Origin of the sequence: Zoogloea sp. (genome assembly GCF_023150065.1) — a bacterium.
In the GTDB taxonomy this organism is placed as follows: Bacteria; Pseudomonadota; Gammaproteobacteria; order Burkholderiales; family Rhodocyclaceae; genus Zoogloea.
This window is the reverse complement of the sequence record NZ_JAKLLN010000009.1, coordinates 53,620-73,807: the sequence shown is the minus strand read 5'-3', so window position 1 is coordinate 73,807 and position 20,188 is coordinate 53,620. Positions and strand designations below refer to the sequence as shown.

At 67.7% G+C, this 20,188-nt stretch carries 13 protein-coding genes; 7 read left to right on the top strand and 6 right to left on the bottom strand.

The genetic code is table 11. The features are described from left to right. Nucleotides 1–64: 64 nt before the first annotated feature. A complete protein-coding gene (gene fusA / locus L6Q67_RS12225) occupies nt 65–2,116 on the top strand; it encodes an elongation factor G (RefSeq protein WP_296569676.1) in 2,052 nt (683 codons plus the stop codon). A 77-nt stretch (nt 2,117–2,193) separates the two neighbouring features. On the opposite strand, the gene L6Q67_RS12220 is transcribed toward fusA, so the two are convergent. From L6Q67_RS12220 to crcB, 4 genes are all read right to left on the bottom strand, one after another. Then, complete coding sequence (locus L6Q67_RS12220) at nt 2,194–3,033, bottom strand: tetratricopeptide repeat protein (RefSeq protein ID WP_296569674.1); 840 nt, start codon at nt 3,031–3,033, stop codon at nt 2,194–2,196. Between the two features lie 96 nt (nt 3,034–3,129). After that, nucleotides 3,130–3,543, bottom strand: coding sequence for a hypothetical protein (locus L6Q67_RS12215; RefSeq protein WP_296569672.1), 414 nt, complete (start codon nt 3,541–3,543; stop codon nt 3,130–3,132). 62 nt (nt 3,544–3,605) lie between these two features. Further along, a complete protein-coding gene (gene hrpA / locus L6Q67_RS12210) occupies nt 3,606–7,688 on the bottom strand; it encodes an ATP-dependent RNA helicase HrpA (RefSeq protein WP_296569671.1) in 4,083 nt (1,360 codons plus the stop codon). A 49-nt stretch (nt 7,689–7,737) separates the two neighbouring features. Then, nucleotides 7,738–8,142 carry a fluoride efflux transporter CrcB gene (crcB, locus tag L6Q67_RS12205; protein WP_296569669.1) on the bottom strand — a complete coding sequence of 135 codons (405 nt, stop codon included), beginning with the start codon at nt 8,140–8,142 and terminating at the stop codon, nt 7,738–7,740. A gap of 168 nt (nt 8,143–8,310) precedes the next feature. Between crcB and L6Q67_RS12200 the strand changes: the two genes are divergently transcribed. The 6 genes from L6Q67_RS12200 to L6Q67_RS12175 all read left to right on the top strand — a co-directional run bounded on the left by L6Q67_RS12200 (nt 8,311) and on the right by L6Q67_RS12175 (nt 15,266). Further along, a complete protein-coding gene (locus tag L6Q67_RS12200) occupies nt 8,311–9,861 on the top strand; it encodes a response regulator (RefSeq protein WP_296569667.1) in 1,551 nt (516 codons plus the stop codon). Beyond that, nucleotides 9,858–10,172, top strand: a complete 315-nt coding sequence (locus L6Q67_RS12195) for a hypothetical protein (protein ID WP_296569665.1) — start codon at nt 9,858–9,860, stop codon at nt 10,170–10,172. Before L6Q67_RS12200 ends, L6Q67_RS12195 begins: the two co-directional genes overlap by 4 nt. Next, nucleotides 10,169–11,014 carry an HDOD domain-containing protein gene (locus L6Q67_RS12190; protein ID WP_296569663.1) on the top strand — a complete coding sequence of 282 codons (846 nt, stop codon included), beginning with the start codon at nt 10,169–10,171 and terminating at the stop codon, nt 11,012–11,014. Before L6Q67_RS12195 ends, L6Q67_RS12190 begins: the two co-directional genes overlap by 4 nt. A gap of 3 nt (nt 11,015–11,017) precedes the next feature. Beyond that, complete coding sequence (locus L6Q67_RS12185; RefSeq protein WP_296569662.1) at nt 11,018–12,829, top strand: ATP-binding protein; 1,812 nt, start codon at nt 11,018–11,020, stop codon at nt 12,827–12,829. Beyond that, complete coding sequence (locus L6Q67_RS12180; RefSeq protein ID WP_296569658.1) at nt 12,826–14,121, top strand: HD domain-containing phosphohydrolase; 1,296 nt, start codon at nt 12,826–12,828, stop codon at nt 14,119–14,121. The genes L6Q67_RS12185 and L6Q67_RS12180 overlap by 4 nt, the downstream gene beginning before the upstream one ends. Before the next feature lie 227 nt (nt 14,122–14,348). Further along, nucleotides 14,349–15,266: a fatty acid desaturase family protein gene (locus L6Q67_RS12175; protein ID WP_296569656.1), complete on the top strand. Its 918-nt coding sequence runs from the start codon at nt 14,349–14,351 to the stop codon at nt 15,264–15,266. 8 nt (nt 15,267–15,274) lie between these two features. On the opposite strand, the gene L6Q67_RS12170 is transcribed toward L6Q67_RS12175, so the two are convergent. Both L6Q67_RS12170 and L6Q67_RS12165 read right to left on the bottom strand, forming a co-directional pair. Beyond that, nucleotides 15,275–17,422, bottom strand: coding sequence for an EAL domain-containing protein (locus tag L6Q67_RS12170; RefSeq protein WP_296569653.1), 2,148 nt, complete (start codon nt 17,420–17,422; stop codon nt 15,275–15,277). Beyond that, nucleotides 17,419–20,187: a response regulator gene (locus L6Q67_RS12165; protein WP_296569651.1), complete on the bottom strand. Its 2,769-nt coding sequence runs from the start codon at nt 20,185–20,187 to the stop codon at nt 17,419–17,421. Before L6Q67_RS12165 ends, L6Q67_RS12170 begins: the two co-directional genes overlap by 4 nt. Nucleotide 20,188 lies beyond the last annotated feature (1 nt).

The following is a 20,188-nucleotide window of genomic DNA, read 5'->3' as shown; positions in this document are numbered from 1 at the left end:
GAGGCAGATACTTTTGCCTATCTGCGCATCCAGTCTTCAGAACTCTAACGACAAGGGAGCAAGCATGACACCCACCTCGGTCCGCGACATCCGCAACCTCAGTCTTCTCGGCCAGTCCGGCAGCGGCAAGACCACGCTGCTGGAAAAGCTGCTGGCCACCGCCGGCGCCATCGGCGCAGCCGGTTCGGTCGAGAAGGGCGACACGGTCAGCGACTACGACCCCCAGGAGAAGGCCTTCGGCCACTCCCTCAACAGCGCCCTCGCCCACCTGGAATGGGCCGAGCACTGGGTGAACATCCTCGACACTCCGGGTCTGCCCGACTTCCTCGGCCGGGCCCTGGCCACCCTGCCCGCGGTGGAAACCGCCGTGGTCGTCATCAACGCCGCCGCCGGTGTCGAAACCCTGACCCGCAAGGTCATGGAGCTCTCCGCCGACAAGTGCCGGATGATCGTCGTCAATCGCATCGATGCTCCGGCGGTGGATTTCGGCGCCCTGATGGAACGCATCGTCGACAGCTTCGGCAAGGAATGCCTGCCCATCAACCTGCCCACCACAGGCGGCGCGGGCGTCATCGACTGCTTCTTCAAGCCCGACTACGACGCCATACCGGCCTTCTCCAGCGTGCGCGAGGCCCACGACCGCATCGTCGACCAGGTGGTCGAAGTGGATGAGGAATTGATGGCCCTCTACCTCGAGCAGGGTGAGTCCCTGCAGCCCGAGCAGCTCCACGACCCCTTCGAGATCGCCCTGCGCGAAGGCCACCTGATCCCCGTGTGCTTCACCTCGGCCCGCAGCGGCGCCGGCATCCGCGAGCTCCTGGACATCCTCGGCCGCCTGCTGCCCGACCCCACCGAGGGCAACCCGCCGCGCTTCCTGAAGGGTGAAGGCCCCGCCGCCGAAGCCGTCGACGCCACCACCGACGCCGACAAGCACGTGATTGCCCACGTCTTCCAGGTGAGCAACGACCCCTTCCGCGGCAAGCTCGGCCTGTTCCGCATCCACCAGGGCACCGTCACACCCAACACCCAGCTCTACATCGGCGACGCCCGCAAGCCCTTCAAGGTCAGCCACCTGCTGCGCGTCCAGGGCAAGACGCAAACCGAGATCGACATCGGCATCCCCGGCGACATCTGCGCCGTGGCCCGGGTGGACGACATCCACCGGGACGCCGTCCTCCACGACTCCCATGACGAAGACCACTTCCACCTGGTCGCCCCGCGCTATCCCCAGGCCGTCTTCGGCCTGGCCCTGGCCGCCGAAAAACATGGCGACGAGCAGAAGCTCTCCGAAGCCCTGCACCGCCTCCTGGACGAAGACCCCTGCCTCGCCGTCGAGCACAACCTCCAGGCCAAGGAAACAGTGATCCGCGGCCTCGGCGAAGTGCACCTCAAGTCGGTGCTCGACACCCTCAAGACCCGCTGGAATCTCACCCTGGGCACCAAGCCGCCGGCCATCCCCTACCGGGAGACCATCGCCGGCAGCGCCGAAGCCCGCTACCGCCACAAGAAGCAAAGCGGCGGCGCCGGCCAGTTCGGCGAGGTGGCCCTGCGCGTCGAAACCCTGGAGCGCGGCGCCGGGCTGCAGCTGGCCGACGAGGTGAAGGGCGGCACCATCCCCTACAACTTCATGCCGGCCGTCGAAAAAGGCGTGCGCCAGGCCATCGCCGAAGGCGTGATGGCGGGCTTTCCGCTGCAGGATCTGAAGGTGACGGTGTTCGACGGCAAGCACCACGCCGTGGACTCCAATGAAATCTCCTTCATCACCGCCTCCCGCCATGCCCTGCAGGAAGCCGTACAGGGGGCCCGGCCGGTGGTGCTGGAGCCGCTGATCACCCTCACCGTGCGGGTCGCCGACGAGCACTTCGGCGGCATCAGCGCCGAACTCTCCGGCCGCCGCGGCCGCGTCACCGGCACCGACAGCCCGCAGCCCGGCTGGACCGAGATCACCAGCCAGGTGCCCATGGCCGAAATGGAAGGCTTCGAATCCCGCCTCAAGTCCATCAGCGGCGGCGACGGGAGCTGCAGCATCGCCTTCAGCCACTACGAACCGGCGCCCAATGAGGTGCAGCAGCGCCTCGCCCGGGAGCATCTGGGCAAACGGGGTGGCGAGCAGTAAAGACTAAACGAAGGCAAGCTCTCGTGGGGTCGAGTTCATTCGCCCCCACGAAGGGCCGTCTTGCAGGCCGGAGTGGGCTAGTTGAGATACATGGACAGCTGACGCCTTGCGTCGGCCACGGCGCGGGCGTCGGGGCACAGGGCAAACCACTCCACCAGCTTCTCGCGGGCCCGGCCGCGGGCGTCGGCCCGGTCGCGCAGGACCACTTCCAGAAGCTGCGCGAAGGCATCCGGCCACGCGCCGTTGCCGGCCTTCGCGGCAGCCAGCGTGAAGCGCGCTTCAAAATCCCTGGCGTTGGCGGCAATGGAAGCCAGCAGGGCCGCTTCGTCCACATTCGGCGCATCGGTGATGAGACCGAGGCGTGACTTCAGCGCGTCCCACTGCCCGTCCCGTTCGGCCGGGGCCACCGTGTCCAGGCCCGCCGCGGCATCATCGGTGAGGCCGGCATCGAGCAGGGCAGAAACGAGTTCCAGCACGATGGCGGTACGCCCCCCGGACAGGCTGGCCGCCTGACGCAGCAGCTCGGCCCGCTCCAGCGGGTCGGCAACCCCTGCGGCGGCCCGGCGCAGGCGCTCGGCCTCGTCCGGCAGGTGCCGGTCGAGGAAGGCCCGCACCTGGCCCTCGGGCAAGGCGCCGTCAAACGCATCCACCACCTCGCCATTGATGAACAGCTTGACCGCCGGGATGCTGCGCACCGCAAAGCGGGCCGCCACGGCCTGGGCCTCGTCGGAGTTGATCTTGGCCAGCACGAAACGGCCGCCATAGTCAGCAGCCAGCTTCTCGAGCAAGGGCTTGAGCGTACGGCAGGGCCCGCACCAGGGCGCCCAGAAATCCACCAGCACCGGCACGCGATGGGACAGGGCCAGCACCGCGGTATCGAACTCGGATTCACGGACGTCGAAGGAGAAATCATTCATGGCAAGTCGAACCGATAAGGGCAACGCCCGGAAGCATCGGGGCAGCCACTTGAAGATTCAAGCCCTTTCGCCAAAAAGGCCTCTCCACGCCGGACCTCAGCCCCCCACCGGCCTGGCGCCCGACAGGGCCAGCCAGCCGCGTACCACGCGATACGCCACCCACAGGCCCAGGGCCGGGATCATCAGCCAGGCGGCCACCGGGATGCCGATGAGGGTGAGCATCACCAGGCCGGACAGCAGCAGCCACAGAAAAGTGAACCAGAAGGTACGGATCTGCCAGCTGAAGTGGCTGTCGAGCCAGGTGCCGCGCACCGCGCCACGCTTGATGTAATTAAGGAGCACCGCCACGAGGGAAGGCAGGCCAAAGACAAAACCACCGGCCACGGTGGCCGCCGAGGACGTCACCCCGATCACCACGGCAAAGGCGTGCAGGAGGTAGATCACGTGGGTGAGGCGCACCAGCGAGGGACTGACCCCGCGCAGGTCGGGTACGGGAAGGGTTTGATTCATGGGACGGACTCCGTTGGCCAGGGGGTCGGGAGCGTGCCGGCGTGGCACGCTCCCCCGTCACTTTACCGCGGCCGGCTGTCCCAGATCTTCTGCAGGCGCTTCACAGACACCGGCATGGGTGTTTTCAGCTCCTGGGCAAACAGGCCCACCCGCAGCTCCTCCAGCATCCAGCGGAACTCCTCCAGCTGGGGGTCGGTGACGCCGGCCTTGGCCTTGGCCAGCCATTCGCGCTCGAAAGGCTGGGCCAGGCTCTTCCACTCGGCCATCAGCTGGGCATCCCGGGCCGGGCTGGTGCGCAGCTTGTCGATGCGCACCGTCACGCCCTTCAGGTAGCGGGGGATCTGGGCGATGCGCTCGTAGGGCAGCGCCACCAGGAAATTCTTCGGCATCAGCCGGGCGGCCTGGGCGTTGATGTCGGCCACCACGTCGGGGAAGGTCTTCAGGCCGGCGACGCGCTTGCTCATGGTGGCGTGCTCGACGATCAGCTGGCCGGTGAGGCGCATCAGCTCCTGGGCCACCAGGGTGATGCGCGGCTTGGCCTCCTGGCAGCGCCGGGCAAAGCTGTCGGCATCCACCGGCAGGGGCTCGAGCAGACAGCAGCGCTCCAGGGTGGCGGTGACCAGCTGGGCCTTGAGCTCGGCCTCGGAGCCGTAGTTGATGAACTGCAGGGCCAGGTCGCGGATGCCCGGCAGCTTCTCGATAGCCTTCACCTGGGCCGACAGCGTCAGCGCAAACAGGCGGGCCAGGCCGCCCCTGTGCACCTTGGCTGCCTCTTCGGGCGTGTCGTAGGGGCGAAGGGACACGCTGCTGCCGTCATCGTGAAGCGCCGGAAAGCCGACGATGTCGCGCCCGGCCACCTTCACCTCGAGCAGCTCGGGGAGGGCGCCGAATGTCCAGTCGGTAAAGCCGGCCAGGGCCTTGTCACCGGTGGGCGCTGCCGCGGCTGCAGCCGGCTTGCCTTCCGGCGCGGCCCCCTTGCGGGCGGGCGCCGGGGCCTCCGCCGCCGGCACGATGCGCGCGCTCTGGAAGCGCGCCGCCACCTGGTCGCGGTACTTGGCCCGCAGCTCGGCCAGGTTGCGGGATTGGCCGATGATGCGGCCGTGCTCGTCCTGCACCCGGAAGTTCATGAAACAGTGGGGGTTGAGGTTCTCGGGGCGGAAACTCTCCATGGGCAGCTTCAGGGACACGCGCTCCTCCACGAAACGCTGCAGCATCTTGATGAGCGGCTCGTCGGTGTCAAAGTCACCCGCATCGAAGCGCTCCATGAAGGCGCCGGCGCTCTCGGCCATGGGCTGCAGGCGGTGGCGGTGCTTCTGGGGCACGGTCTTGAGCAGGGCCATCACCTTCTCTTCCAGCAGGCCCGGCACCAGCCACTCGCAGCGGTTGGCCGGCACCTGGTTGAGCATGGCCAGAGGCACAGTGAGGGTCACGCCGTCGTCGGACTCGCCCGGCGCGTGCAGGTAGGCGAGCTTGAGCTTCTGCCCCAGCACCTCCAGGCTGGCCGGAAAGCGGTCGGTGGTGATGCCCTCGGCGTCGTGGCGCATCAGCTGGTCGCGGCTCAGCTGCAGGGCCTTGGGCGCCTTCTTCTCGGCAGCCTTGCGCCAGGCCTCGAAGCTGGCCAGATCCAGCACCTCGGGGGGCAGCTTGGCGTCGTAGAAGGCGTAGATGAGCTCCTCATCCACCAGCACGTCGGGGCGGCGGGATTTGTGCTCCAGGCGCTCGATCTCGGCCACCAGGCGCCGGTTGTGGGCCAGGAAGGCCATGCCCCGGGCCGGACCTTCGGCGATCTCGCCCTGCACCAGCCCTTCGCGGATGAACAGCTCGCGGCACAGCTCGGGGTCGATCTCCCGGTAGCTCACGCCACGCCGGGGGTACACCGTGAGGCCATACAGGGTGCCCCGCTCCCAGGCCCGCACCGCGCCGCTGGCCTTGGACCAGTGGGGCTCGGACACTTGCCGTTTGAGCAGGTGCTCGCCCACCTCCTCCAGCCACTCAGGCTTGATGCGGGCCAGGCAGCGCCCGAACAGGCGCGACGTATCCACCAGCTCGGCGCCCATGATCCACTTGCCCGCCTTTTTGGCGATGGCCGAGCCGGGATGCGGCCAGAACTTGATGCCACGGGCGCCCAGGTAGCTGCCGGCCGCCGGCCCCGAGGCATCCTCGACCTTGCAGCCCACGTGGCCCATCAGCCCGCTGAGCAGGGCCTTGTGGATGGCCTCATAGCTGGCCGGCTGGTCGTTCCCCTTCCAGCCGTGCTCGGTGCACAGGGTATGCAGCTGGTTGTACACATCACGCCATTCCCGCAGGCGCAACCAGGACAGGAAGTGGGTCTTGCACCAGGCCTTCTGCTTGCTGGAGGTTTCGTGGCGCTGGATTTCCTCCCACGCCTTCCAGAGGTTCCAGAACCACAGGAACTCGGACTTCTGCTCGTGCTCGGTGCCGCGGAAGCGGGCGTGGGCCTGATCGGCGGCGGCCTGGCGCTCGGGCGGGCGCTCGCGCACGTCCTGGGTGGACAGGGCGGCGGCGATCACCAGCACCTCCGCCAGGGCGCCCCGGTCGCGGGCGGCCAGGATCATGCGGCCGATCTTGGGGTCGAGGGGGAGCTTGGCAAGCTCACGACCGATGGGGGTGAGGTTCATGACGCCCTCGCCCTCCTTTTCCTCCACCGCTCCCAGCTCGGCCAGCAGCTGGTAGCCGTCGGCCACCATGCGCGGCAGGGGTGCATCGATGAAGGGGAAGTCGGCCACCTCGCCGAGCTTCAGGGACTTCATGCGCAGGATCACCCCGGCCAGGGACGAGCGCAGGATTTCCGGATCGGTGTGGGCCGGGCGCTTGTTGAAGTCGTCTTCGTCGTAGAGTCGGAAGCAGATGCCGTCGCTGACCCGGCCGCAGCGCCCGGCCCGCTGGCGGGCGGCCGACTGGGCGATCTTCTCGATCTGCAGTTGCTCGACCTTGTTGCGATGACTGTAGCGCTTGAGCCGCGCCAGGCCGGTATCCACCACATAGCGGATGCCCGGCACGGTGAGGGAGGTTTCGGCCACGTTGGTGGCCAGCACCACCCGCCGCCCCTTCGAGGGGGCAAAGACGCGGGCCTGGTCCTGGGCCGACTGGCGGGCGAACAGGGGCAACACCTCGGTGCCCGCGGCATGGTGGGCCTTGCGCAGGGCCTCGGCGGCCTCGCGGATCTCCCGCTCGCCGGGCAGGAACACCAGCACGTCGCCGGGGCCGCTGCGGTGGGCTTCGTCCACGGCATCCACCAGGGCGTCGTAGAGGTCGCGGTCGGGGCCGCGGTTGTCCTGGCGCGGAGCAGGCTCGCCGGGGCGCTGGGGCTTGGGCTCGTCCCGCTCCACCGGGCGGTAGCGCATCTCGATGGGGTAGAGGCGGCCGGACACCTCGATCACCGGCGCGGGCTTGTCGGCGCTGCCGAAGTGGCGGGCAAAGCGCTCGGCGTCCAGGGTGGCGGAGGTGACGATCAGCTTCAGGTCCGGGCGCTTCTGCAGCAGCTGGCGCAGGTAGCCGAGCAGGAAGTCGATGTTCAGGCTGCGCTCGTGGGCTTCGTCTATGATCAAAGTGTCATAGGCGGAGAGCAAGGGGTCGCCTTGGGTCTCGGCCAGCAGGATGCCGTCGGTCATCAGCTTGATGTAGCTCTGGGGGCCGATGCGGTCATTGAAGCGGATCTTGTAGCCGACCGCGCTGCCCAGCTCGGTCTTGAGCTCCTGGGCAATGCGGCTGGCGGTGGCGCGGGCGGCGATCCGCCGCGGCTGGGTGTGGCCGATCAGGCCGGCCACGCCGCGGCCGAGCTCCAGACAGATCTTGGGCAGCTGGGTGGTCTTGCCCGAGCCGGTCTCGCCGCACACGATGACCACCTGATGCTTGCGGATGGCCTCGGCGATCTCGTCCTTGCGCTGGTTGACCGGCAGCTCGGGCGGAAAGTCCGGCTTGGGCAGGCCCTGGGCCCGGGCGATCAGGCGGGCTGCCGAGTCGGCAATGCGCAGGCGCAGGGGCTCGGGCAGCTCGGCCAGGCTGCGCGGGCGCTTCGGCAGGCGGCGCAGGTCGCGGCGCAGGGCCGGACGGTCGGCCGACAGGCACTGCTCGAGGAGGGAATAGGGATCTTGCGGGTCTTGCCGGTGTTGCGAAGAGGCCATCGGGATTGCAGGAGAAGCAGGAAATCGATCGGAAACGCGGATCGGTGGATCAGGCGCGCAGGCTGTGCACGGTCCACATGCCCAGCGCGGTCATCGTCAGGGAGCCGAACAGGTGCAGCGCCGCGGCGCCGGCCGCCCAGGCATAGCGGGCGGTATCGATCAGGTGCACCACCTCGGCCGAAAACGAGGAAAAGGTGGTAAGGCCGCCCAGAAAACCGGTTACTACAAACAGGCGCACTTCGGCGGGCAGCTCAGGGCGGAAAGCAAAGAAGGCCACGGCCACCCCCACCAGGTAGCCCCCGAGCAGGTTGGCCGCCAGGGTGCCCAGGGGCATCTGCGCCAGCACCGGATTGAGCCGCAAGCCCAGCCACCAGCGCAACCAGGCACCGAAGGCGGCTCCGATACCAATGGCGACGACAGAAAGGAGAGGAAAGTGGTGAGCTTGGGTGGGCATGGGCCGGATTTTACTCTGCCCGGGGCCGGACTGCCCGCCACGCCCAAGAATCGGGCGGAATGTGATGGATTCCCTCAAGCCGCCTGCGCCAGGGCCGATATCCGCTCCGACCTTCCGCAATCGGCAGAGCCCACCCCGAGCCATGGGCCGCCCCAGTCTGGAGATTCGATGCACAGCCCCGCCCCCCCTGCTCAAGCCACACCGCAGCTTCTCTTCCAGCCGCGTTTCGACGGCCGCAGCGGTGCGCTCGTCGGTGCCAAGCTGTATCTGGCCAGGCCCGGACGGCCGGACAACGTCGTCGTCCAGCACGCGGCCCTGGAGGATCTCCTGCCACTGCAGGTCGCCTGCCGGCTGGTCAGCGGGTGGAACACCACGCACCGGCAACGCATCATCCTCACCGTCGGGGCCAGACTGGAGGTGCTGTGCGCACCGGCGTTCTCCCACATCCTGAACTCTGTGCTGCTCGAATCCCGGCTGGAGCCCGACTGCCTGGAGCTCAACATCATCACCGAACAAGGCGAGGTGCCCGACACCACGGCAGCCGCCCTGTGCCACCTCAAGGCCTGCGGGGTTCGCTTCACGATCAGCGCAGCCAGCCAGGCCAACGCCTTGCTGGCCTGGATCGGCCGGCTGCCGGTGGACTGCATCGAGGTGCCGGCCGGACTGGTGCAGGATGTGACCACCGACCCGGAGGGCGTGGCCATCGTCCGGGCGCTGGTCACCCGGGCTCACCGGATGAAACTGTCGGTCAACGCCAAGGGCATCCGCAACGCCCAGGTGGCCGCCGTGATGCAGGCCTGCGGTTGCGACTACCTCCAGGGCCCCCTGCTCGGCCAGCCCCTGATGGCGGAAGACTTCGAACACGGCATGGTCCGCGACATGCGCCTCGACGGCAGCCTGCTGCGGGGCCCCAGCGCAGAGCGCACCCTGCTGCTGGTCGATGACGAGGAGAACATCCTGTCGTCCCTGCGCCGCCTGCTGCGCCGCGACGGCTACACCATCCTCACCGCCACCAGCGGGCAGCAGGGGCTCGAGGCGCTGGCCACCAACCGGGTGGACGTGATCGTCTCCGACCAGCGCATGCCCGGCATGACGGGGGTCGAGTTTCTGCACAAGGCCAAGGACATGTACCCGGATACGGTACGCCTGGTCCTGTCGGGCTATACCGACCTGCAATCGGTCACCGATGCGATCAACGAGGGCGCCATCTACAAGTTCCTCACCAAACCCTGGGACGACGCGATGTTGCGGGCCAACATCGAGGAAGCCTTCCGGCGCAAGGCCCTGTCAGACGACAACCAGCGCCTGGCCGCCGAGCTTCAGCACGCCAACCGGGAGCTGGAACGCATCAACGAACGTCTGACCAGCGTGCTCGCCGACCGGGAGCGTCGCCTGGGGATGGATGAAGCGGCCCTCAGCCTGACCCAGGAGGCCCTGGCGGTGATGCCCCTGCCGGTGCTCGGCGTCGATCCGGGGGGAATGATTGCCTTTGCCAACCGGGCAGCCGAAAAGCTCTTTCCCGACCAGGCCCCCCTGCTCGGCCTGGGTGCGGAGGACGTGCTGCCCGAAGCCTTCTTTCCGCTGCTCCAGGCCAGCACCGGTCAGGCCGACCTGCTCTGCGGCAGCCGCCAGTTCCGGGTCGAGGCCCACCCCCTCGGCGGTCCGACGGCAAGCCGCGGCTGCCTGCTCACCTTCAACGGCTGTGCCAGCACCCCATGAACGCCCCCCTGATTCAGCCCCTTGACGAGACGCTGCCGGGTGCCGTGCTGGCCGCTCCGGTGACGGACGGCGCCGGTGCGGTGCTCCTGCCGGCGGGCCTGAGCCTCACTGCCGCCCACCTGGAAAGCCTGCAGCGGCGCGGCATCGGCATGCTGGCCATCTGCCCGCCGGAAGACCCCGAGGCCCTCGCCCGGCAGCACGAGAAGATCCGCGCGCGGGTCATGTACCTGTTCCGCCATACCGCCGACGAGGCAGGCTCCCAGGCCCTGCTCCACGCCGTGCTGGCTTTCCGCCAGGCGTCCGGAAAATGAAGCCGCCCAGCCTCGAGGAGATGATCGGCCAGGTGCAGAAGCTGCCCGCGATGCCGGCGGTGGCGATCGAGGTGCTTCAGTCCATGGCTGGCGCCGACATCGACATCGATACCCTGGCCCGGCACATCTCCCAGGACCAGGTCATCACCGCCCGGGTGCTGCGGGTCGCCAACTCCCCCTTCTACGGGCTGCAGTCGCGGGTCGGGTCGATCCATGACGCCATCGTGGTGGTAGGCCTTTCTGCCATCCGCTCACTGGTGCTGGCCGCATCCGTGATGTCCGGCCTTCCGGCCATCCACAGCCCGGGCTTCAGCCAGAACCGTTTCTGGCGGCACGTGCTGGGCACCGCGGTGGCCGCCCAGGCGCTGGCCAGCCCGCTCAAACGCCCGCCGGAGGCACTGTTTCTCGCCGGTCTCCTCCATGACATCGGGCGCCTGGCCATGCTGGTGCTCTACCCGGAGGACTTCGCCACCGTGCTGGGCGTCGCGGCAGCCCGGGACTGCCGCCTTGAGGACGCCGAGCGCAGCCATTTCGGCTACGACCACAGCGAAGTGGGGGCCGCCCTGGCCCAGCGCTGGAACTTCCCGGCCGAGATCGTCGACGCCCTGGCCTGGCACCACCGACCCGCCCAGGGCATGCCCGGCGGGCTTGCCGGGATCATCCATTACGCCGATGCCATTGCCCACGCCCTGGATCTGGACCAGGACGGCAATCAGCCCGGCCAGATGCCCAGCCTGGACCAGGACGCGGTGAGCGCCCTGGGGCTCGACTGGGACAGCCTGAACGCCGTGCTGGCCGAAACGCGGGCACGCTTCGACAGTTACGAACCGCTGCTTGGATAGGCCATGCCCCAACTGCCCTCCCCCTACCCCCTGTCCGGCACGCTGTTTCCCCTTGCCGAGTGTCTCAGCTCGGGGCTCCTGCTGCACCGGGGCGGCAAGGTGCTGTATGCCAACCAGGCCATGTCCCGCCTGAGCGGCTTCAGCCCGGAGGAGCTGGTCCAGAAGGACTTCTGGGCCTTCTACCCGGCCAGCGTCGGCGACATCGTCCGCGAACGAGGTCTCGCCCGACTGGCCGGCGAACACCCGGTGGCGCGCTACGAAACCCTGCTGATCACCCGGTCCGGTGATGAGCGCTGGGTGGAGCTGGCCGTCTCCGATGAAAGCCTCCAGGGCCAGCGCACCATCGTCTGCAACTTCATCGACGTGACCGAGCGCAAGCGCGCCGAGGCCGCCCAGAAGCAGGCCCAGCAGCTGCTCACCCAGATCATCGACGCCGACCCGGTGCCCACCCTGGTGATCAACGCCCGGCACGTGGTCACCCACTGGAATCACGCCTGCGAACAGGTCATCGGCCTGCCCGCCAGCAGCCTGGTCGGCACCTCCAATCAATGGTCCGCCTTCTACCCCAGCCAGCGGCCGATCATGGCCGACCTCATCGTGTCGGGGCAGATCGACGACATGCTCGAGTTCTACGGCACCAAGAAGCTCAGACGCTCGCCGGCGATCGATGGCGCCTACGAAGCCGAGGATTTCTTCCCCCAGATGGGCAACACGGGCCGCTGGCTGTACTTCACCGCGGCCCCGCTGCGCAACGCCCTGGGCGAGATCATCGGTGCCATCGAGACCCTGCAGGACATCACCGAACGCAAGACCGCCGAAACCGAGCTGTTGCGCATGCATGCCGACCTGGAGGCCAAGGTGGCACGCCGTACCGAGCAGCTGCAGCAGGCCAAGGCCAGCCTGGAGCAGGACATTGCCCGCCGGGAGAAGGCCGAGGCAGAACTGCTGAAGCGCTACGCCGAGCTCACCGAGCTCAATTGCCGCCTGCAGGACACCCGGCAGCAGCTCGTCCAGTCCGAGAAAATGGCCTCCATCGGCCAGCTCGCCGCCGGTGTGGCCCACGAGATCAACAACCCCATCGGCTATGTGAACTCCAACATCCGCAGCCTGAAGGGCTACGTGGAACAGCTCCTCACCGTGGTGAGCTGCTACGAAAGCAGTGAGAACACACTCCCGCCGAGCGAGCAGGCCCGCATCCAGGCCGCCCGGAAGGCCGCCGACTTCGACTACCTGCGTGACGACATCCACCAACTGCTCAGCGAATCCGAAGAAGGCACCAACCGGGTACGCCAGATCGTCCAGGACCTGCGCGACTTCTCCCGCGCCGAGACCACCCAGGACTGGCAGGCCGCCGATCTTCATCACGGCCTCGACAGCACCCTCAACATCGCCAGCAACGAAATCAAGTACCGGGCCGACATCGTCCGCGACTATGGCCAGCTCCCCCTCGTCGAATGCCTGCCCTCGCAGCTCAATCAGGTCTTCATGAATCTTTTCGTCAATGCCGCCCAGGCCGTGCCCGACGGGCAGCGCGGCACCATCACCGTACGCACCGGCCTCCAGGGCGAGGAGGTGTGGATCGAGGTCGCCGACAACGGCCAGGGCATTCCCCCGGACATCATGGACAAGATCTTCGACCCCTTCTTCACCACCAAGCCCATCGGCAAGGGGACCGGCCTCGGCCTGTCCCTGTCCTATGGCATCGTGCAGAAACACCGTGGCAACATCAGCGTAAGCAGCACGCCCGGGGCAGGCACCACCTTCCGCATCACCCTGCCTGTTCACCACGACGCGTCTGCCGGAGCCCAAGCATGAGTACATCTCCCGAAAACGGCAGCTTCACCCTCCTGTGCGTGGACGATGAAGCCAACATCCTGTCATCCCTGCGGCGCCTGTTCCGCCCCCACGGCTATAACGTGCTGGTGGCCGGCGGTGGCCCAGAAGGCCTCGAGATCCTCGACCGGGAGCACGTGGACCTGATCATCTCCGACATGCGCATGCCGGGCATGGACGGCGCCGCCTTCCTGTCCGAAGCCCGCCAGCGCCACCCGGACGCCGTGCGCCTGCTGCTGACCGGCTATGCCGACATGGAATCGACCATCGCCGCCATCAACTCCGGGCAGATCGCCCGCTACATCTCCAAACCCTGGAACGATCAGGACGTGGTGCTGACCGTGCGCGAAGCCCTTGAGCGCAAGGCCCTGGAGCGGGAGAAGATCCGGCTGGAAAAGCTCACCTTCGCCCAGAACGAAGAGCTCAAGGCCCTCAACGCCAGCCTCGAGGAGAAGGTCGAAGCCCGCACCAGCGAGCTGAAGGTGGCTCACGAGAAGCTCAAGCAGAACTTCCTGACCTCCATCCGGGTGTTCTCCAACCTGATCGAACTGCGCGAGGGCGTGATCTCCGGCCACTCCCGGCGCGTCGCCGACCTGGCCCGCAAGATCGCCCTCAAGCTCAACTTCCCGGCCCCCGAGGCCCAGGACGTGATGCTGGCCGGCCTGCTCCACGACGTGGGCAAGATCGGCCTGCCCGACGAGCTGCTGTCCAAGCCAGTCTCCCACATGAGCGGTGACGAGCTGGGCCTGCTGCGCAAGCACCCGGTCACCGGCCAGGCCGCCCTGATGGGCCTGGAGAACCTGCGCAAGGCGGGCACCTTCATCCGTGGCCACCACGAGCGCTGGGACGGCCAGGGCTACCCGGACCGCCTGTCCGGCCTGGCAATTCCTTACGGCGCCCGGGTTCTGGCCGTGGCCAACGACTTCGACGCCCTGCAGATCGGCACCCTGTCGCCGCGCAAGCTCAAGCAGGACGAGGCGGTCGCCTTCATCCAGCAGAACCGGGGCAAGCGCTACTGTCCCCAGGTGGTGGATGCCCTGGTGGACGTGCTGGGCGCCACCGAGACCATCGCCAGCACCAGCAACGAACTCAACCCCTCCTCCCTCAAGCCCGGCATGGTGCTGGCACGTGACCTCGTCACCCGCGACGGGGTGATGCTGCTGGCCGCCGACTTTGTGCTCGACGAAAGCCTGATCCGCCAGCTGCGCGAGCTCGAAGCCTCGGAAGGCAACCGCCTGTCCATCGCCATCCGCCCGGATCGCCGCCCGACCTGAGCTGCGGGCAGTGCCCATGACACGGCGCTGCCCACCCCGCCTGCCACGCCCCCCGCCGCAGCCCCCCAACAGCCCGCAGAGGCTTGCCAGGCGGGCACACCGGCCCGGCCACCGCGTCTCCCGATATCCATAACAACTAGCTGCACAAGGCCGACCGGGGCAACAGCCTGCGGTATGATTGAGCACGCCAGACCATTCCCATAATCAATATCCCCCCGACAGACAGCATGCCCACCCATGACGCAAGAGATCTGAACCTGAGCATCGGCAAGGAAGCGCTGAAACCGCTCTACGAGGTGAAGCCATCCCGGGTGCTGGCGGCCTATGTGTTCGAGTGGATACTCATCCTCGGCACCATCGCCCTCGCCAACCGGTATTTCTCCATCTGGACCTACATCCCGGCCGTCATCCTGATCGGCTCGCGCATGCACGCCCTGGCGGTGGTGATGCACGATGCCGCCCACTTCCGCTTTCTGAGCAACCGCAAGCTGTCCGACCTCATCACCGACGTGCTGGTGTGCTTTCCGATGCTGATTCACGTGGACGGCTACCGCCGCAATCACATCAGCCATCACCAGCACCTCAACACCGGCGACGATCCCGACTGGGTTGCCAAGGAAGGCCGCCCCGCCTTTGCCCGCCCCCAGACCCGCGGGCAGTTCCTGGGCCGCCTGTTCCTCTACCTCATCGCCTACCAGGGCCTCGCCGACCTGCGCTGGATGGCCCGGCGCATCGGCAAGGACAAGAAGGGGCAAGCGGAAAAGCTGCAGATGCGGGTCTTCTACGCGCTGCTGTTCGCGACGCTGACCCTGCTGGGGCTATGGACCCAGTACCTGCTGTTCTGGGTTGTCCCCTTCCTCACGTCCTTCATGATGTTCCAGTACATCCGCAGCTTCGCGGAGCACTTCGGCGACCTGAAATACAGCAACCTGCTGACGGCCACGCGCACGGTGAAGCCCTTTCTGATCGAGCGCGTGCTGATCGCTCCTTACAACATCAGCTATCACCTGGAACATCACCTCTACCCGGCGGTGCCCTTCTACAACCTGCCGGCCCTGCACAAGCTGCTGATGACCGATCCGGTCTTCCGGGAGCAGGCGCATTTCACCCGTGGCTATCTCCACGGGCTCCTGAAAGAACTCTGAGCCCCCCGCTACAGGCCGGCCGGCAACGGGCCGAGCCCCTGGGGCAGGCGGATGCCGTTGCGCAGGGCCTGGGTGAGCATCTTGGCCGACATGGGCCGGGCAAAAAGGTAGCCCTGGATGAGGTGACAGCCCCGCTGATGCAGGGCCGACAGCTGGGAGACGGTCTCGACCCCCTCGGCCACCACTTCCAGCCCGAGGCTGTGGGCCAACCCGATCACGGCCTCGACGATGGCAATGCCCTGACCATCATCCAGCTCGTTCACGAAGGAACGGTCGATCTTGAGGGTATCCACGGCCAGCCGGCGCAGATAGGCCAGGGATGAATACCCCGTACCAAAGTCGTCCACCGCCACCCGCACCCCCATCTCGCGCAGCTGGGCCAGGATGTTCGTGGCGTAATCCAGATCGCGCATCAGCACCGTCTCGGTGAGCTCGAACTCGATCCGCGAGGCTGGCACGCCGGCACGCTCCAGCTCGGCCAGAACCGTGGGGATCAGCTGGGCATCCATGAAGTTGACGCCGGAGAGATTGACGCTGATGCGGAAATCCGGCGGCAGGACAGCGCCCCACCCGGCAATGTCGGCACACACCTGCTCGAACACCGCGCGGCTGAGGGGCACGATCATGCCGGTCTCCTCGGCCAGGGAGATGAACTCCGGGGGCGGCACCGGCCCGCGCCCCATGTGCGGCCAGCGCACCAGGGCCTCGGCCTTGACGATGGTGCCGGTGGCGGCATCGACGATGGGTTGATACACCACCCGCAGCTCGTCATCACCGATGGCCCGGCGCAACTCGCCCTCGAGGGTGAAGCGCAGGAAGGCCGCCACTTTCATCTCTTCGGAAAACAGGGCAACCGGCTCACCGTTGGTGCGCTTGGCACGGTTGAGCGCCGTTTCGGCCGCCTTCAGCAGTGCATCCGCGTCGCCCGCGTGGTCGGGCATCACCGCCAGCCCGATGCGCGCCGACAGGGTGATGTCCTGCCCCGGCACGTGGATGGGCGCCCGCACGACCCGCAACAGCTGATGGGCAACCGCCTGCATCTCGTCCAGGTCACCCACGTCGGGCATCAGGATCCCGAACTCGTCCGCCGCCAGGCGGGCCACCTTGAAGCTCGGCAGGGCGCCGCCGCCCGCCGGCTCGGCGGGGGCCCGGTCACCCATGCTCTCGCGCAGGCGGTGGCCGATGACCTGCAGCACCTGATCACCACGCTCCGGCCCCAGGCTGTCGTTGATGCGGGCAAAGCGGTCGATATCCACCACCATCACCGCACAACGGCTGTCATTGCGCAGGCAGCGCACGGCGGCTCCCAGCAGGTTTTCGCGGAAGAACTCCCGGTTGGGCAGGCCGGTGAGGTGGTCGAAATAGGCCAGTTGGCGGATGCGCCGCTGGGCATCCACCTGATCGGTGATGTCCTGGGCGCTGCCTTCCATGACCAATCCGGCGTTCTCGTCGGGGTCGCCGGGCTCCACCGTCTCGAGCACCGTGCGCACGCTGCCGTCGGGCCATACCACCCGGTAGGTCAGCTGAAAGCCGATGCCCCGGCGGGCCCCGTCTAGGGCTGCGGCCACCAGGGGCCGGTCAGGCACATAGACATGCTCCAGCACGGCTTCCATATGCTCGCCGAAGTCGCTGGCGGGCTGACCGAAGAGCCGGTAGTACTGGTCCGAACGCTGCACCCGGTTTTCCCGGACAAACCACTCCCAGCTGCCCAGGCGAGCAATGCGCTGGGCGTTGGAGAGGCTCTCCTTGTTGCGGGTCAGCTCCTTCATGACCTGGGCCGAGCGCAGCACGTAGCGGATACGGAAGCGCAGCAGGGTCCAGTTGATCGGCTTGGAGATGAAGTCGGTGGCCCCCACCTCGAAGGCACGCTGCACCGAATCACCGTCATCCAGCCCGGTGAGCATGATGATCGGAACCAGGGCCCCGCCCGGCCGGGCACGCAGCTGCTGGCAAACCTCGAAGCCACTCAGGCCGGGCATCATCACGTCGAGCAGCACGAGATCGGGCAGCGCCGAATCGAACAGGCTCAAAGCCTGCAGCCCGTCTTCGGCCTCCAGGGTAACGAGCCCGCCTTCCCGCAGGGCCTCGGAGGCCATCAGGCGGGTCAGGGGGTCATCGTCCACTACCAGGACGCGGGCGCTTTCACTTGCCGTCATCGTTCCATCGGGCTTTCCGCCCGGTCCAGTAACTCCACACCGATCAGATTCTCCCGGAGGAGAACCTGCTTGCAGGCCACCCAGGCCTCGGCAATGGCATCCACATCTGCACCGGTCGGGGTTCCGCCGGCCTTGATCCGTTCGTCCAGACTGCGCGCCCGGCTGGCAAGCCACACCGCACCGACGGCCATACAGCCGGACTTCATCTTGTGGGCCAGGGCCCGCACCGCTTCGGCATCACCGGCGGCAACCCCGCTCCGCATCGCCGCCAGATTGCGCTCGGTTTCGCCGACGAAAAGCGGGAGCAGGCGCTGCAGCATGGGGGAGGCCCGGTTGCCATTGACCCCGGGCAGGGACATGAGCAGATCCACGTCCATGGCGGTCTCGGCACCATAGCGGCGTGGCTGGGCTGCTGCCCCCGCGACGCGGGGCGCCGCGCCGTCCGGATCGGACGGCAGGGCCTCCCGCAACCAGCGGCTCAGCACCGCCCACAACTGCTCCCGGGACACCGGCTTGACGAGGTAGTCGTCCATGCCGGCGGCCAGGCAGGCGTCGCGATCCTCCTTGAGGGCATTGGCAGTGAGGGCCACGATGGGCATGCGCGCCCAGTCAGCCTCCAGCTCGTGGGCACGGATGCCGAGGGTGGCCTGCCGGCCGTCCATCTCGGGCATCTGGATGTCCATCAGAACCAGATCGAAGCGCCCGGCACAGCACAGATCGAGAGCCTGCCGCCCATTTTCGGCAACGGAAACACGGCAACCGAGGGATTCCAGCACGGCGGTCACAACTTCACGATTCACCGGGTGGTCCTCGACCACCAGCACATGCGCGGCCAGCACCTGGGTCTGGCGCACCTGGGGTACTGCTGCCGGCGCCAGCTCGCTGACCAGGAAACGCCGGATCTCCGCCCCGGTGATGGGACGTGCCAGCACGATGCTCGCGCCGGCGGAATGGGCCTCGTCGGCCCCTTCACGCCCGGCACCGACCACCGCGGCCAGGGGCGGACTGCCGCTGCGGCCCCGCAGGCTGCCCAGCAGGGCCAGGCCACCATCGCCACCGAAGGCGGCATCCACCACCACCCAGTCGAAGCCGGTACCGACCGCCAGCATCTCGTCCACCGCCAGGGGGTCAAAAGCCAGCTCGCTGCGGCAGCCGAAGAAGGCCAGCTGCTCGGAGAGCTCGTCGCGCAGCAGCGGGTCGGCAATGGCCAGCAGGGCGGCGCGGCCGGTCAGGGGCTGCTCGGCCGCATCCCTGTACCCGTCCACGGCGAGTTCGAACTCTACCCAGAAACAGGACCCCTGCCCCGGCTCGGTGACATAGCCGATCTCGCCGTTCATCAGCTCGACCAGCTGTTTGGCGATGGACAGGCCCAGCCCGGTTCCGCCAAAGCGCCGGGCCATGGAATTGTCGGCCTGGGAGAAGGAATGGAAGAGCCGTGCCCCCGCCCCGCGCGGCACCCCGATGCCGGTGTCGCGCACCTCGGCGCGCAAGCGCAGGTGGCCGGCCTTCGGGCAGGCTACGCGGTCGATGCGGACGGCAATCTCACCTTTCTCGGTGAACTTCTGGGCGTTCGAGACCAGGTTGTTTAGCACCTGGCGAACGCGCAGGGCATCACCCACCGCCGACTCGGGGACGCGCCGGTCCACGTACAGGCGCAGCAGCAGCCCGCGCTCGTGGGCCGAGGTGGCAAACAGGGCGGCCACCTGGTCAACGGTGTCCCGGAGGGAGAACGGCCGGCTCTCGAGGTCGAGGCGGCCAGCCTCGATTTTCGATACATCGAGCACGTCGTTGATGATCTCCATGAGGGCACAGGCGGAATTGTCGAGCATATCAACAAAGTGCCCCTGACGCTCCACCAGCGGCGTCTGCCGCAGCAGGCCGATCATGCCCATGACGCCGTTCATCGGGGTGCGGATCTCGTGGCTCATGTTGGCCAGGAACTGGGACTTGGCCCGGCTCGCGGCCTCGGCCTGCTCCTTGGCCGCCAGCAGCTCGGCGGTCCGTGCTGCAACCTGGGAGGCCAGGTGCTCCCGGTGCAGGATGAGCTCCCGGTCGCGGGCAGCGATCTCGCCCAGCATGCTGTTGAAACCGGCGATCAGCTCCCCCACCTCATCCCCGTAGCCGGCCGGGGCCCGCAGGTCGTAGCGTTTGTGGACGCCGACCTCCCGCACCACCTGGGCCAGCTGCTGCAGCGGATCGACGATCATGCCCCGCACACGCCGGATGAACAGCCCCGCTGCCAGCAGGGCCACCAGCAGGCCGAGCAGCGCAAAGCCGATCCACAAGGTAATCCGGTGGACGATGGCATTGAGATTGAACTCGATGAGCAGCTCACCCAGCTCCTCGCCGTCGCTGCGCAGGGGCTGCGTCACCACGAGCTTCAGCAGATCCCAGTGGAGCGGACTGGAGGCCGCCAGGGTCTGCAGGGCGGCCAGCCTCTCGGGGCTGTCACGCAGGGCCGGAGGATAGGCCGAAAACACCGATCCATCGGGCCGCACGAGGGCGGCCGCAGCCACGCGTTCGTGGTAACGCAGGGAGGCCAGCAGGGCTCCGGCCACCTGGGCATCATCGAAGCGCAGGGGCGAGATGGCGCTGTCGGCGACGATCTCGGAGAGCACCCGGGCGTCCTCATCGGCGCGACGCAGCTCGGTACGCACTTCGATGACGAAGATCGTCAGCAGGGCCACCCCCAGGGCGATCAGCACGCTGAGGCTCACCAGGATGCCCAGCTTGGCCCCGATGGGCCGGTTGCGCAGCGGACTCATG